11 protein-coding genes are annotated in these 14,779 nt (G+C 44.6%); 3 read left to right on the top strand and 8 right to left on the bottom strand.

Translation table 11 applies throughout. The features are described 5' to 3' along the window. Both QUB20_RS26250 and QUB20_RS26245 read right to left on the bottom strand, forming a co-directional pair. A partial coding sequence (locus QUB20_RS26250; RefSeq protein ID WP_333250694.1) for a transposase occupies positions 1-866 on the bottom strand: 866 nt, incomplete at its 3' end. Between the two features lie 276 nt (positions 867-1,142). Next, a complete protein-coding gene (locus QUB20_RS26245; protein ID WP_333250692.1) occupies positions 1,143-2,417 on the bottom strand; it encodes a molybdenum cofactor synthesis domain-containing protein in 1,275 nt (424 codons plus the stop codon). A 117-nt stretch (positions 2,418-2,534) separates the two neighbouring features. Between QUB20_RS26245 and QUB20_RS26240 the strand changes: the two genes are divergently transcribed. From QUB20_RS26240 to cobO, 3 genes are all read left to right on the top strand, one after another. Continuing rightward, positions 2,535-3,152 (top strand): hypothetical protein, encoded by a 618-nt coding sequence (locus QUB20_RS26240; RefSeq protein ID WP_333250690.1) that lies wholly within the window; start codon positions 2,535-2,537, stop codon positions 3,150-3,152. Between the two features lie 155 nt (positions 3,153-3,307). Next, a complete protein-coding gene (locus QUB20_RS26235; RefSeq protein ID WP_333250688.1) occupies positions 3,308-3,886 on the top strand; it encodes a Uma2 family endonuclease in 579 nt (192 codons plus the stop codon). 59 nt (positions 3,887-3,945) lie between these two features. Continuing rightward, the gene (gene cobO, locus QUB20_RS26230) at positions 3,946-4,581 is read left to right on the top strand and encodes a cob(I)yrinic acid a,c-diamide adenosyltransferase (protein WP_333250686.1); all 636 of its coding nucleotides are present in this window, start codon (positions 3,946-3,948) and stop codon (positions 4,579-4,581) included. 271 nt (positions 4,582-4,852) lie between these two features. On the opposite strand, the gene QUB20_RS26225 is transcribed toward cobO, so the two are convergent. The 6 genes from QUB20_RS26225 to QUB20_RS26200 form a co-directional block, all read right to left on the bottom strand. Next, a complete protein-coding gene (locus tag QUB20_RS26225; RefSeq protein WP_333250684.1) occupies positions 4,853-7,390 on the bottom strand; it encodes a CHASE4 domain-containing protein in 2,538 nt (845 codons plus the stop codon). 329 nt (positions 7,391-7,719) lie between these two features. After that, positions 7,720-8,217: a hypothetical protein gene (locus QUB20_RS26220; RefSeq protein WP_333250682.1), complete on the bottom strand. Its 498-nt coding sequence runs from the start codon at positions 8,215-8,217 to the stop codon at positions 7,720-7,722. 540 nt (positions 8,218-8,757) lie between these two features. Further along, on the bottom strand, positions 8,758-9,762 hold the full coding sequence (locus tag QUB20_RS26215; protein WP_333239307.1) for an RNA polymerase sigma factor, RpoD/SigA family: 1,005 nt from the start codon (positions 9,760-9,762) through the stop codon (positions 8,758-8,760). Positions 9,763-10,639: 877 nt separating this feature from the next. Next, entirely contained in the window at positions 10,640-12,373 is a 1,734-nt protein-coding gene (locus tag QUB20_RS26210) for an ATP-binding protein (RefSeq protein ID WP_333250679.1), read from the bottom strand. Positions 12,374-12,471: 98 nt separating this feature from the next. Continuing rightward, complete coding sequence (locus QUB20_RS26205; RefSeq protein WP_333250677.1) at positions 12,472-13,911, bottom strand: pentapeptide repeat-containing protein; 1,440 nt, start codon at positions 13,909-13,911, stop codon at positions 12,472-12,474. 47 nt (positions 13,912-13,958) lie between these two features. Then, positions 13,959-14,300: an HAD domain-containing protein gene (locus QUB20_RS26200; RefSeq protein ID WP_333250675.1), complete on the bottom strand. Its 342-nt coding sequence runs from the start codon at positions 14,298-14,300 to the stop codon at positions 13,959-13,961. Positions 14,301-14,779 lie beyond the last annotated feature (479 nt).

The raw sequence follows: 14,779 nt of genomic DNA, 5'->3' as shown, positions 1-14,779 counted from the left end.
CTATTAGCTAACTTCGCTTGAAGCCTTGCTAATTTCTGAGCCGATTTCCTCAAAAATCTAGGATTCTCAACTCTTTCGCCATTGGAAAGATAGACGTAATTAGTGACTCCCAAATCAATGCCAACAGTATTTTCGACCGTCGGCTGAATTTCTGCAACCGTTACGGGAACCGTTTTATCTTCTAGCGTCAGGGAAATATACCACCCATCCGCTTCTGAGATAACTGTACCCGTCTTAACTTTGAACTTTGTTGGTATTGGACGGTGGAAAACCATAGGCACTTGACCTATTTTGGCGAGACTAATACAAATCCTATCTTGCTCGTCCTTGACAATATCTAAGTTATCTAGTTGAGGATAAGTGAAGGATTTGTAGTATTGAAGCCCTTTGAATCTGGGCTGACCTCTACGATTGCCGTTTTTGTCGGGCGTGGTGAAATTTGAAAAGGAAGTTTCAACTCTGTTGACGACATCTTGCAAAACCTGAGAATCCAACGCTTTGTAGTCAGGAAATAGTTTTTTAGTGTTTTTCAGGTCAGCTAATTGTATCGTCTGCCACTGTACATATCCGCCTTCAATGTTTGAGAAAACATCACCTTTCCTGGTTAGAGGATTGCCTGACTCATCCTTTTTTCTGCCATCCCTAGTTTGCACTCTAGTCAAGGGAATATTTCGATAAATCTCCTCAACAGGGACTATCGAAACAATCAATGGGCAGGCGTTGATAGGTGTTCTCGTGGTTTCCCACCACCTAAATCTTTCGCCGATTCGGTAGTTGTACTGCCGACGGCAGAGTTCTAAATGAGCCACAATAGTTGATAGTTGGGGCTTGGTTGGTTTGAGGCGGTATTTGTAAGTGAGTTGCATTTTTAGCTTCTTTTTTCGACCTACCTTAATATACCATTTCTTTTGTTTTAATATCTAGGAAGTACATCAAAGTTAAAGGTACTCGCAATGTCTAATTGTCGGTTTCCGTACCTACACCCGACGAGCCTTTCATCACGCGGGCGTAATTCCCAACGGGGTACTTCGCGCAGCGCTCAGATTAATCCCCTCTAAATATACCGAGGGACTTCCCGGCTGGTAGTTAATATTTTACATGAACTTATACCGAACCAATAACACATAACCAATAACAACTAACTAATGACTAACTTTTAAAACTTCCACGAATTCGCCCGGTACAATCCAGGTGTCCCCTGGTGGCAAAACTGCTAAACCACTTGTATTGGCGAGGTTAATTAAATTCGCTGAATTTTGGCTGCCGCTAGCAGGTTCAAATTCCCAGACTCCGGCAACTAAATGTAGTTTACCCCAAACATAAGTTTCGCGTCGGCCGTGCGATCGCAATTCAGCATTACACCTAGCTTTGACAAACTCCGGCCCCCAAGCATCCAGGGCAAGCCCAGACATCTTTCTCAAAGCAGGCACAACAAACCGCCAACAGCAGACTAAAGCCGAAACCGGATTTCCCGGCAAACCAAAATAGAGACAATGCGAACTCAAACTCGGCGAGTCCTGATTTTTTTCACATCGTTTAAACCCAGCAACAGTTAAAGGTTTCCCCGGCTTAATCGCCACAGAACTAATGTGAACTTTTCCTCCCAAATCCCCCAATATTTTCTCAATATAATCGTAGTCTCCTACCGAGACGCCCCCCGTAGAAAGTACCACATCCGCCGTCGCAACAGCCCCGGATATCGCCTTGTTTAACGCCTCTTCATTATCAGGAACAATGCCCAATCGAATCGGTTCAAATCCCATTTGGGCCAACAAAACTGTCAAAGCATACTGATTCGAGTCTACCAGTTTCCCCGGTGCCAAAGGTTCGTCTGGCGATACCAATTCGTCACCAGTAGAAAAAATTGCCACCCGCAGCCTCCGATAAACGGGAACTTGAATGCACTGGGCAGTTGCTAACACTGCCATTTCTGGGGCGTTGATAACTGTACCGGGAGTTAGCAAAGTTGTTCCTGCTTGATAAAAAGCGCCTTTGTGTCTGACAAATGCTTGCGGTTTTTCAGGAGAAACTAAGATAAAAATACGATCGCCCTCTCGCCTCGTTTCTTCCTGCATTACCACCGTATCAGCGCCCGCAGGCATCACCCCACCCGTAAAAATTCGCGCCGCTTGCCCCGATTGGACGGTATTTTGAGGCTGATATCCGGCTGGAATCTCTTCAACTACTTCGAGTACCACTGGTTTTTCGGCGCTACAGTTTTCCACATCCGCAAACCGCACCGCGTACCCATCCATTGCTGAATTATCCCAATAAGGAAAATCCAGGGAACCAGTGACTGCCGCAGCCAAAATGCGCCCCGATGCTGCCAGTAAGTCTACAGTTTCTACATCCCGCTGACTGTCGAGGGGTTGCGCCAAATTTAGAACGATTGATTCTGCTTCTTTCACTGACAGCATGACTGTCTCCTTGTTTTGATAACACTCATGATTCAGTGTAGCAAAATATCCAGAGATATTGGTGATATAATTTATTTTGATTTGGGCAGTCAACCTAATTTTTGGTGTTAATTGCTTATGACTATTTCTCGTTTGGTTGTTAGACTCAATTGTTTATCCTTATTTGTGGTGGCGATACTGATATTTTTCACTCAAGTTTCAGGGTTAAAAGTCAGCGATTTATTCTTGCCACCTTATGCTTATCCCCATCCCAATGTCGCCTTGTTAACTCGGACTTTCCAGATTTTATGTTCTGTACCCGTCATTGTTTGTACTTTTACCTATAAATTAGCTCAAAGTATTCAACCGCGCACTTCAGAAAATCGATTTATTCTGTTTTCGGCTTTGTTAACAGGTGGATTTTTACTAAATGAAATTTACAGAATTCATATATATATGGTAGCAGGGGGAATTCCTAAGCTAGGAGTAAGTCTTTTGTACGCCGTTGTTTTGTCCTCCTACGGATGGTTTTTTCGGCGAGAACTACAGTTAACTCCCTACCAAATATTGTTAGCGGGTGTAGGCTTGTTGTTTTTTGCGATCGGCGTCGATGCCCTGCATATAAAAAACAAAATATTCTCCAGTTTACTAGAGGGACTACCTAAACTGTTTAGCGAAATCAACATTGCATTTTATTATTGGTATGTCTGTAAGTGTTTCCTCCAAAAAGCGTTTGATAAAACTATTAATAGCTAGTTATAAGGATGTGATATAATGAGCAAAAGTGCATAAAAAGATATCCATTAAATCCTCTTAACCCTTAATAATATTTACAGCATCTGCATCGCTCGGCCTTGAGCCGCCTTCATATACATAATCTTAAAAGTCCCAACGCATCCTGATAAAATACCATGATAGCAGTTACAATCAACTTCAACTCGATCGCCAAAATAACCGACGACCAATTTTATCAACTGTGCCGCGAAAACCCAGATGTCAAATTTGAACGCAACGCCAAAGGAGAAATAATCGTCATGCCACCCACAGGAGGAGAAACCGGAAATTACAATTTTGAAATAGCTACTGATTTTGGAATTTGGAACCGACAAACTAAACTGGGAATTTGTTTCGATTCTTCAACTTGCTTCAAACTTCCCAGCGGTGCAAACCGTTCTCCCGATGTCTCTTGGATTAAAAAATCAAGATGGGATGCACTCACTCCCGAACAAAAACAAAAATTTCCTCCCATTGCCCCGGATTTTGTCTTAGAGTTAATGTCGCCGACAGACAGCCTCAAAGATACTCAAGACAAAATGCAAGAATACATGAATAACCAAGTAAAATTAGGCTGGTTAATCAACCGCAAAACCCGGCGAGTCGAAATCTATCGCCAAGGACAAGAAATAGAAGTTTTGGAATGTCCAACAGAACTTTCAGGAGAAGATGTTTTGCCCGGTTTCGTGCTAAACTTGAAAACACTGTGGCAATAACTTGACATCTTGCATCTATCAGCGTTTATTTGCGTTCATCTGCGGTTAAAAAAAATCTAATGGAAACCAATACAGAAACTACTGCAACCACTGGCTTAACAGCCCAACAACACAAAGAGAAAATGCAGCGCCGCCAAGAAGTGCAATCACAGCGAATCGCTAACTCTTCCAAAGAAAAAGGTTTAATTATAGTCAATACGGGTAACGGTAAAGGCAAAACCACGGCCGCTTTGGGAATGGTTGTGCGATCGCTCGGTCACGGATACCGCGTCGCTATAGTACAATTTATCAAAGGAGCTTGGGAACCCGCAGAAAAAGCGGTTTTTCAACTCTGGGAAAAACAGCTAGAATTCCACGCAATGGGAGAAGGCTTTACCTGGGACACGCAAGACCGCGATCGAGATATCGAAACAGCTCAAAAAGCCTGGGAAAAATCCCTAACTTTTATCTGCAATCCCGAATTTAAATTAGTTCTTCTAGATGAAGTTAATATAGCATTAAAACTAGGTTATTTGCAAGTAGAGCAAGTGCTTTCTGGGTTAGACCAAAAACCCGAAGAAACCCACATTATTTTAACAGGCCGAGGCGCCCCGCCAGCGCTAATTGAACGGGCCGACTTGGTGACAGAAATGACTTTAGTTAAGCATCCATTCCGAGAACAAGGCATTAAAGCTCAAGCAGGTATTGAGTATTAAAGTTGTTGGTCTTCAAGAGTTTAGTCCTAATTAGCTAAAAGCTGATTGTGAGTGGACTGATATTATGTCCGGTCGATTACCCCTAATACGGTAGGGGCTCCCCTCACGAAAAATATCTGCCAATAATTGACAATCTCAAAAACCCGCCCTTTTAATCGCGGTAACTCAATCGGACATGATATGAAGCCCTGACTACAAACCGTATTTATGTTGTTTATAGTCAGGACTTTTTACCAAATCTAAAATCTAAAATCTAAAATCTAAAATCGAGCTATGCTGGCAACATCAGAGTAAAAGTTGACCCCTTGCCAAACTCGCTAGTCACAGTAATTTCTCCCCCCAGCATCTGAGAGTATTTCTGCGCTATTGCCAAACCCAAACCCGTTCCTCCGTACTTGCGGGTAGTCGAAGCATCCGCTTGCGTAAAAGGTTGAAATAACTTTTGTAGCTGTTCAGGAGTAATCCCAATCCCCGTATCCGTACACTTAATAATTAACTGTTCCGAATCCCAACTATTCTCGTCATTTTTAATTCTTTCAACGCTGAGTGTAACTGTTCCTTTATGAGTAAACTTAGCTGCATTACTGAGCAAATTAAACAAAATTTGAGTAAACTTAATTTGATCGGAATACAATTCGCCAATATTATTAGGACACTCCACATTCAGGCGATTAGTGTTTCGCAAAAATAGCGGTGCAACAGTTTTGGCTACATCTTGAACTGCCTCCGACACGTCAAAAGTTTCTAATTCAATTTCGGCGTGACCAGCTTCAATCTTCGACAAGTCCAGAATATCATTAATTAAGGAAAGTAAAAGCTGGCCTGAATTGTGAATTCTCTCCAAATCCGACACAAAATTTTCTTCGCCCAAATCAACAGCCTCTTCTTGCAGAATCTCGCTGTAACCGATAATCGCATTCAGAGGAGTTCGCAGTTCGTGGCTCATGTTAGCCAAAAACTGACTTTTAGCCAAATTAGCTGCTTCTGCTGCTTCCTTTGCCTTGTAGAGTTCTGCCTCGGCTTGCAAGCGGTCGGTCACATCGTGAGCCAGCACTAATTCAGCATTTCTGCTATCAAATACCAGAGCATAAGAAGTAATTTCTACATCAATAATTGTTCCGTCTTTTTTCTGGTGCTGCCACACACCTGCAAACTCAATACCGGCATCTACTTGGGATATATTTTCTAGCAATTTCGGCAGATATTGGGGGGGACGAATGTCCGCAACGGTCATGTTGAGAAATTCGTCGCGAGTGTAGCCGTAGTGTTGGATAGCAGCCTGATTGACGGCTATAAATTCCTGAGTTTCTAAATCGTAAACCCACATCGGATGGGGGTTATTTTTAAACAAAAGTCTGTAGCGTTCTTCCGAGGCTCGTAGTTCGGCTTCGGCTTGCTTACGCTCGGTAATGTCACGGACAACCGTGCAAATAATCTCGCGGCCACCGTAGGAAATCACGCTCCCGCTCACTTCTACATCCACGCAGGAACCGTCTCGGCGGCGGTAGAGAACTTCGCCAATTCTGAATTGTTTGTCCGTCAGCAGTAACTCGATATTGTTGTCAATTAGGTCTTTAGAGTAAGCGATGATATCGTAAATAGTTAGTTGCGAAATCGCATCAAGATTGTAATCTAGCAGGTCTCTAAACGCTGTATTGGCTTCCAAAAGGCGTTTGGTTTGAGCGTCCCACAGGAAAATACAATCTGTAGCTTGCTCGACTACGGCTCGGTAGCGGGCTTTTTCCTCAAGTTGTTCGCTTTCGGCGATCGCGATCGCACTCAACATTCCGTTGATAGTATGGGCAAGGTCGGACAACTCGTCTTCCCCCGTCACCGGTAGTCGCACCGAGAGGTCTTGACTGCTGCTGACGCGGTTGACTGCTTTCGCTAAACCGCTCAACCGAGACAGCACCAGACGCTCTAGCAGTAGCAGAGTGCAGCCGATCAACCCAATTCCCACTAACGCTACAGACACCAGCAGGTACAGCAAACTAATTTGACCTTGCCGATATATTTCTCTGGGAATATCCACCCGCAATAGCAGCGCAGGTTGGTTGTAAATATCGCGGATCAGGGCGTAACCTGCGATCGAATCTTCGCTTAAAGGACGCACCAAAATCGGTTTTTTTTCCGACAGTTTCTCCCGCACTTGCTCAAAGTCTGCAGGCAACCTAGCCTCATTCACGCTGTGTACGATTAGCGGCAAGCGAGTAATTTTAGAAACCTTTGCAATGCCTGCAGCATCCAAATTGCGCCCGAAGATCAGCGTACCTCGGATCGGGCCGGTGCTTTTAGTCGTGAGAATAGGCCGAGAAGTAATCAGTATTGGCCCTGACGGTAGCAGCATAATACCAGCGAGGCTGCTTTTGGCGTTGGGGTGCTGCAACAGCGGGTCGCTTAGAGAAATACGCTGTTTTAATGCTTCTGGAACAGGAGTTAATTTCAGCTTTTCGCTGTCTAAACCTGTACCGTAAACTATTTTGCCAGAAGTATTGACAAATACGGCTATATTAACTCTTATATTAGCCAGCCCTTCTGGAATTAAATTGGAGTCAATGAATTCTGAGTTGCGGTTTTGGATAAAATCGTAGGTGTCGTCCCACGCAGACCAGTCGGCAAAGCGCGAGTTGAAGTCGTCGGCAGTTTGCCCGAACACGCTGAGCACTCCCTTGACAACCTGTGTGGCTTCTTGTTCCTCTGCTTTGATCAGGCTGCCCAAGAGGATGCTTGAGGAGGCGACATACAGAATGCCAGTCAATCCAGCGATGGTAATGCCAATTATCGATAGTGTTTTCCGACGCAGTTTCATTTTGCCATGTGTGTGGTGTCCGTCCAAAATCTCAACTCAGGAGCAATTTTACTACTGTTTCCTGAAGCCTGACCGAAAGCAATTTGGTCCGGGGGCCCCCGATGTATCAGTGGGGTTGCTTTCTTCAAATCTCAAATCTCAAATCTCAAATCTCAAATCAAGAGCAATTTTACTACTGTTTCCTGAACCCTGACCGAAAGCAATTTGGTTCGGGGGCGCCCGATTTATCAGTGAGGTTGCTTTCTTCAATTCTAAAATCTAAAATCTAAAATCTAAAATCTAAAATCTAAAATCTAAAATCTATTGACTGGTGGCGCAGCGCGTGTTTCCTACTTTTCCCACACCTGCTCTTTGTGAGCTTCCGTGCAAAGACCCAAGATGCGATGATCGTTCTCGCTGATGGTAGAAATTGGGTAATACTGTTCCAGATTTACCGAGTAGGGAGAGCGACTGCCGTCGTAAGTGTCCACTACTGTTAAATTTAACTGAGTTCGATCGCCCGTGCCGTAAAAACAGTAAAAAGCAGACCGAGGCAGGTAAAAAGCGCCGACTACCTTACTCTGTCGCATTTCAAATACAAAATATTCTTGTTTAATTTCCTCTGGCTGGCTCGACTGGCCGTAGAGGTAGATGCCATCTGCTAAACCTGTGCTAGCTGTATCTGGGGGAGGATTTGGCGGAGATTGCGAGCTAAAAACGCCGGATTTGATGTCCGAGTTGTGCGATCGGCCTGCGGGTAATGCGATGCTCAAGTTACCGGGCGAGAGAGCAAGCACGATCGCGATCGCTTCTAAACTTCCTGTCAATATCAAATAAGTCAAAACCACTCCAGACCCCAAAATTTAAAATAACTGGTTCCAAGCGCCTCTTGTACCAGTTTCACCAAGATTGTAGAGAAACCGGGTATTTGGCTTAATGTTGGCTATTAACTTGAATGAACGATCGCCCGCCCGGTTCCTGAACTTAAATCTAAGATTAGTTTGGACAAATTTTGCCTCCGCCCCGATCGGGCGATCGACCCGTCAATCGATTGCGCGATTTTAGATTTTAGATTTTAGATTTTAGAATTGAACCATTGACTTGCGCGAGATAAATACGTTCGGCAAGTTTCTCGGATACAGGTTTTTTATTTCTGGACGGATGAATCACGTGGCGGGTATCCTGGATGCTTGATTGTCAAATGATACCATTTTAGATTTGAGATTTTATATTAAAGAATTGAATAATTTGGCGTGACCTATTCCATAAGGGTTTGGATCACCGGCCTACAGTCCATTCTTTTTTAACTGGTATAAAATTATCCTTCCCAGCAGCGCCAACACGAAAAAAAAAGTTGAGATTTTGAGAAATCTCAACTTTTTTAGTGACTAACTAGCCAAGTATTCTCGGACTTGAGATTGGCGGCGGCGCAGGTGGGCAAGGGCTTGATGTTCTAGCTGCCGCACCCGTTCCCGGCTGAGATTTAACCGTTCTCCGACTTTCGCCAGAGACATTTCGGTGCCGTCTTCCAAACCGAAGCGCAGAATTATTACATCTCGCTGCTGGGGGGTAAGTTCTGATATCAAAGTATCGAGGTCTTGCCGCAGCAATTCCGAGGTAATGTAGTTGTCTGGAGATGCCGTTTCGTCTTCTAAGAGTTCTTGCAGTTCGGTATCTTGGTTGTCTCCTACCCGCAAGTCCAAAGAAACTGGATGTCTTGCCATCAGCAGGTATTCCCGAATTTGGGAAGGGTGCAGTTCCAAGGCTGCGGCAATTTCGGCAGGGGAGGGAGACCGGCCCAACTGCTGGGTAAGTTCCCGCTGCACTTTTTTGATTTTGTTGAGTTTTTCGGTGATGTGAATTGGCAATCGAATTGTGCGGGCGTGTTGGGCGATCGCGCGAGTAATTGCTTGCCGAATCCACCAGTAGGCATAGGTAGAAAATTTGTATCCCCGCATCGGGTCAAATTTTTCGACTCCTCGTTCTAAACCAAGGGTGCCTTCTTGAATTAAATCCAAGAATTCCATATTGCGTTTCTGGTATTTTTTGGCGATCGCCACTACTAGCCGCAAATTCGCTTCAATCATCTTTTGCTTGGCCCGCCGCCCTATGTGTAAGATGCGGCTAAGTTCAGGTTCGGTCAACTCCATTTCGGCAGCCCACTCTTGATCCGTCAGATCCCGCTGCCATTCTTTAGCAAGTGCTTGTTTTGCTTCGATTAATTTCATCATTTGCTGCACCTGCTTCCCGAAAACAATTTCTTCTTCTCGGGTTAGCAGGGGTACGCGACCGATCTCGTGCAGATAGGTACGAACCGTATCCGTTGAGGAGTATGGCCGGCTGCCCATGCGATCGGCTTTCACTGTTTTGTTTTTGGGGGTTGTGGTGGACATGGGTGAGTATTGCACTCCTTGTAACAACAGATAAAAAGTTGGTGATACCCTGTCCCACTTTTGCAAGTGGGATAAAGACTGCGACAAAGGGGATGTTTCCCCTCTTGTTTATCGGTGACGATCGGTAGAAGCTTTTTGTTTGGGATTACTTTTGTGCTTGATTTCCAGTAATCGCCGTCGATTTTCGGTAGTTCGCTAGCTTTAACGGCTAGTTCAAGGCGAAGTGGAGCAAGAGTTTAGTTTTCTCAATATTATTCCCAATTTTGAGGATCGTAAAGAGTAAAAACCTCTGTCTTAAGGTCAAGATTCTACATTTTTCCTTAAGGTTTTGAATTCCCTGTTAGTTTTAACTGCAACTCAACTTAACAATACTCATGCAAACAGACTCATGCTATTCGAGGGCTTTGTTTTGCTCTCTGTTCCATCATCGCTTGAAATTTTCTCGCTGCCTAGATGGTGGGATGCGAGATAACCGAACTCGATCGCCGTATTAGATGCCAGTAACTGTTTAAAATATTTATTGACATTTTGATTTAAATATGCTAAGCAAATTCTGCTACGAGTAACGACAAGGTGTATAAAGGCTGGCTGTTGCCCTGTTTGACTTTCATTGTGCCCCTAGGCTCCATCATCTCGATCATGTTTAAGCTTAAGCAAATTTTGGGCAGTTAGGGATGAGGGGTTAGGGGGTGAATGGGGAAAAGCTTCTGACTCAAAGCTGGGGCCTAATTTTTTGGACGTTCGATCGCACTTTCTAGTTTATAACTGAGGCAAAAATCAGATATTTCTGTCATTGCCAGCGATCGCCAATTGTTCGCAAAGACTAATTTACAGTAACATTTGCCTAAGTTCTGTAAGGAATCTAGGAGTTGTCAATCTAAAATCCTAAATCCATTTTAGCAGATTCTGCCTCGGCAAATACTTGTTCATCGGGCATTTCTTGCCAGTCAATATCCCCGATTTCCCTGTAGAATTGCTCGTCGTAAGGACGAGTTTGCACGACTACGGGCATCGGTACGGCGTGGCCCAAAACTAATGCTTGCTGTTTGGAGTCGAGTTTTGCCAAAACTGAACGCAAACTCTGCCCTCCCGAAACGCCGGTAAAAATAGCATCAATGTCTTTATCATCGTTTAGCAAGGCTGTGATGCGTGTTCCGACTTGCGACATGACTTCCGCGTCGATTCCTGACGGGCGCTGGTCTACAATCAGCAGAGTTACGAAGTATTTTCGCATTTCTCTGGCGATCGTACCGAAAATAGTCGATCGCACGATCGCCGGATCGAGAAAGCGGTGAGCTTCTTCAATGGTAATCACCAATGGCTGCGGGCGATCGCACGGATTTTTACTCTGCAAAAACTTCTCAGCTTTGCGTACATAAGCTTCGTGAATGCGGCGAGTAATCACATTTGCCGCTAACATATAGGACAGCAAATCCGAGTGCGAACCGAACTCAATTACTACATTCTTCCCACCATCTAAACACTGCAAAACTTCAGTTACATAATTTTTGGGACAGCGTTTCCGAATGTATTTCAAATCGTTTAAACGCTCTAATTTCCGCTGCAAAGCCATAATCGAAGACTTATTTCCCCGCTTTTCTTCGCAAAACATTGAAATATCTTCATTGCTCATTTCCAGCAACTTGTTGATCCAACCGCTACCCAACTCGTTTCGCAAAATGATCGCATTTTCGATACTAGCTTCCGACAAATTTAGCTCACGCTGCACCAGCGCGATGTCTTCCACTTCAATTTGATCGAAACTCAAAAACAACTCTTGAGCGTCGCGGACTCCCCGGCGTTTAGTCGATTCTGGATCGAGGGTATAAATCTGCATTTTATCGGGAAACAACTGCCGCAAACCTTTAACAGTGCTGAACTGTTTCCCTTCCGAAACTGCTTCCCACCCGTACTCCGAGTGCATATCGAAAATTAAATTAACCGCAGCTTGCTTGCGAATAATTCCCGACAATAGCAAGCGCGTCAGAAAAGATTTTCCCGTTCCCGACTTGCCAAAAACCCCGTTGCTGCGTTCCACAAATCGGTCTAAATCCAAGCACACAGCAACGTCCATGTCAATCGGTTTGCCGATCGCAAAATTGCGGCGATACGGGTCATCTTCCCAGCCAAAAACTGCCCTAAAATCACTTTCTTTGGCATCAAACACCTGCGAAAAGTGGCTGGGAATAGTTTTGACAGGCAGCAACTCAATATCCGCGCCTGTTTGTGACTCAAAAGAAGCCAAATTTCCTAACGCCAGCTTATTCTCGCGAACTCCGCCGTTTTGCGTCGGGTCGAAAATTGCCTGCTGTTTTTCTCTCTCAGCAGTCAACATCAACATCGGCGACAGTTCGATCGTACCGTAGGTGCTGCTACCGGCTAGCACTGCTAGCAGAAAATCGTCGTCGGGATTGGGAGGATTCGATAAAATGCGGGCGCTAGAAGTTCCGAGAGACACGTCGGTGAGCATACAGAAAAAGTGCGATCGCACCCCCCGCACTACTAAAAATTTCCCCACCCTCATATCTTCCACCGAAACATCGGCGTGCAGTCGCACTTCTAATCCCTTGCTCAGGGAACCTTGAATAACAGAGCCTAACGGTCGATCCATTTTAGATTTTAGATTTTAGATTTTCGATTGTTAATAATCGAGCAATTTTCGCGGGGCGAGTTTTGATTGTAGATTTTTGATTGTTAACAGTCAACTAATTACCATTCCGATTCTAGTGGCAATTCAAAAAAAGTCGGACTCAGATCTAGATCTGTCAAATCCGTTTCGCTCAAATAAGCGTCGGTCAAAAATACCCCTTTTAAACTTGCGCCTTTGAGGTTAGTACCTTTCAGGTTAGCACCTCTGAGATTAACTCGGAATAAATGAGCATCGCTCAAGTCGGCCTCAGTTAAATCTGCTCCCTCCAAATTTACTCTCATCAAATCTGCTTTTCGGAGATCGGCTTCGTTTAACTTAGCGCCACTGAGGTCAGCTTTTGTCAAATCTACACCTCTTAAGTCTGCCCCGCTCAAGTTCGCGAACAGCAAAGTAGCTCCGGTGAAATCTGTCTCCCTCAAATCGGCATCCCTTAAATTAGCGCCACTGAGGTCAGCCCTTGTTAAGTCTACACCCCGGAGGTCAGCAGAACTCAAGTTTACTTGGTGTAAAATTGCGCCGCTTAAATCGGCTCCTCTTAAATCAGTTCCCTCCAAGTTTGCACCTTTGAGGTAAGCTTTTTTTAAGCTAGCTCTGCTGAGGTCTACATTTTTGAGATTGACCGAAGTTAAGTTAGAAGCGCTCAAATTAGCTCCGCTTAAATCTGACCCGTTTAAGTCGGCTCCGGTTAAATTTACCCCTTGCAGCGATACATTGGGAGCAATTAAATAAGCTCCGCCCAGACTGGGGTCGATACCTTCTGAAAACAAAGTCTGGTTGCTGTAAACAGCTTTCTCCAAAATCGTGCCGCTCAAACTAGCTTCCCTCAAGTCCGCTCCGCTGAGGTTGGCTCCTGCTAAGTTTGCCCGATCGAGTTTGGCACCAAATAAAATAGCTTTGTATAAGTTTGTCCGCCGCAAATCGGCTCCTTTTAAATCCGCTTCGGTCAAATCTACCATAGCCAGATTTAAGCCAGGGAGAGAAGCATTGGGAGCTAGCAAAAATGCTCCCATTGCACCCGGATCAATATCTTCGGGAAAGATAGTCCGGTTGTTGTATACGGCCTTGTCTAAAATGGCGCCGCTCAACTGAGAACCGCGTAAATCCGCCCCACTGAGGTTGGCTCTGGTTAAGTTGGCTTCGTGGAGATTTGCTCCTACTAAATTAGCCTTGATCAAACTTGCTTGTTTGAGGTTGGCGCCCGTGAATTCGGCTCCTACGAGATTAGCTTCTCGGAGGACAGCACCAGTCAAATCAGCTCTAGTGAGGTTAGCTAAATTAAGAAATGATTCAGCTAAATCCGCCCCGCTGAGATTAGCACCGCTGAGGTCGGCTTCAATCAGGTCTGCATACCTGAGCATAGCGCCGCTGAGGTTAGTTTCTCGGAGATCCGTGCCTCGGAGGTTGGCTCCCCGGAGTTCCGCACCGCCAAGGTTGGTGCCTTTAAGTGCTTGTCCCCTGAGATCGAGTCGGTGCAAAAAGTCACCAACGTTCATTTCCATGTCAAATTCACCCTCTCTATTCGATACTTTTTTCCTAACCTTTGAAATCAAGTTAGATATTCTGAAAGTACCTTTGCTGAGTTCTGGTCAAAACCATTGTAATCATCAATAGCCACAACTGGTGCATCTGGCGGATAGTGTTCTGGAATATTGTCAATGGCTACCCAAGGTGAGTTTTGTGCTTGGTTTTCTCGAAGATACTCAAGAACTTCCTGGTGTCGTAAATATTTGTGTTGGTGAATATTTTTGGGGTTGAGAAAAGGGGTGAATCCGATAATACGGATAGCGATATCTGGTGAAAATAATGGCGGTATTACCTCAAAGGGGAATATTTCACGCCCGGATGATGAAATTACTACTCGCGCATGATAGATAGGAACTAAGGACATTCTCAAAGTGATTAAGGCAATCTGAATTGAATTTCATTCTGTCTGTTGGCAAGCTCGATGTTTCATGTCTTCTGTCAGGAATAAGTACACCATTAATGTCTAAAAAATTTAACATTAACTAAAAGTTAAGTTGAATAATTTATTAATTATTAATACTGCTTAATAATATAAATTTCCATCGACGATGCTCTCTCAAGTGTTCGCTGCATCGACTTGTTATATCATGTCCGATCGCTTGACCATAATATCTCGGTCGGGCGGGTTTTTGAGATGGTAAATTATGGGCCGATATTGGCAGGTTTACCCGCCCCTACCTGATTTCTGGTAATCGACCGGACATAATATTAGACGGCAATCAACATTGACCATAATATCTCGGCCGGGCGGGTTTTTGAGATGGTCAATTATGGGCCGATATTGGCAGGTTTACCCGCCCCTACCTGATTTCTGGTAATCGACCGGACATAATATTAGACGGC

The sequence above is a fragment of the Microcoleus sp. B4-C2 genome (assembly GCF_036705265.1).
Lineage (GTDB): Bacteria > Cyanobacteriota > Cyanobacteriia > Cyanobacteriales > Microcoleaceae > Microcoleus.
The sequence above is the reverse complement of the archived record's forward strand: the minus strand, read 5'-3'. Positions and strand labels throughout refer to the sequence as shown.

Bases quoted from the DNA above. Each gene is read 5' to 3' on its own strand.
- QUB20_RS26245 (WP_333250692.1), bottom strand. From the start codon at position 2,417: ATGCTGTCAGTGAAAGAAGCAGAATCAATCGTTCTAAATTTGGCGCAA.
- QUB20_RS26240 (WP_333250690.1), top strand. From the start codon at position 2,535: ATGACTATTTCTCGTTTGGTTGTTAGACTCAATTGTTTATCCTTATTT.
- QUB20_RS26235 (WP_333250688.1), top strand. From the start codon at position 3,308: ATGATAGCAGTTACAATCAACTTCAACTCGATCGCCAAAATAACCGAC.
- cobO (WP_333250686.1), top strand. From the start codon at position 3,946: ATGGAAACCAATACAGAAACTACTGCAACCACTGGCTTAACAGCCCAA.
- QUB20_RS26225 (WP_333250684.1), bottom strand. From the start codon at position 7,390: ATGAAACTGCGTCGGAAAACACTATCGATAATTGGCATTACCATCGCT.
- QUB20_RS26215 (WP_333239307.1), bottom strand. From the start codon at position 9,762: ATGTCCACCACAACCCCCAAAAACAAAACAGTGAAAGCCGATCGCATG.
- QUB20_RS26210 (WP_333250679.1), bottom strand. From the start codon at position 12,373: ATGGATCGACCGTTAGGCTCTGTTATTCAAGGTTCCCTGAGCAAGGGA.
- QUB20_RS26205 (WP_333250677.1), bottom strand. From the start codon at position 13,911: ATGGAAATGAACGTTGGTGACTTTTTGCACCGACTCGATCTCAGGGGA.
- QUB20_RS26200 (WP_333250675.1), bottom strand. From the start codon at position 14,300: ATGTCCTTAGTTCCTATCTATCATGCGCGAGTAGTAATTTCATCATCC.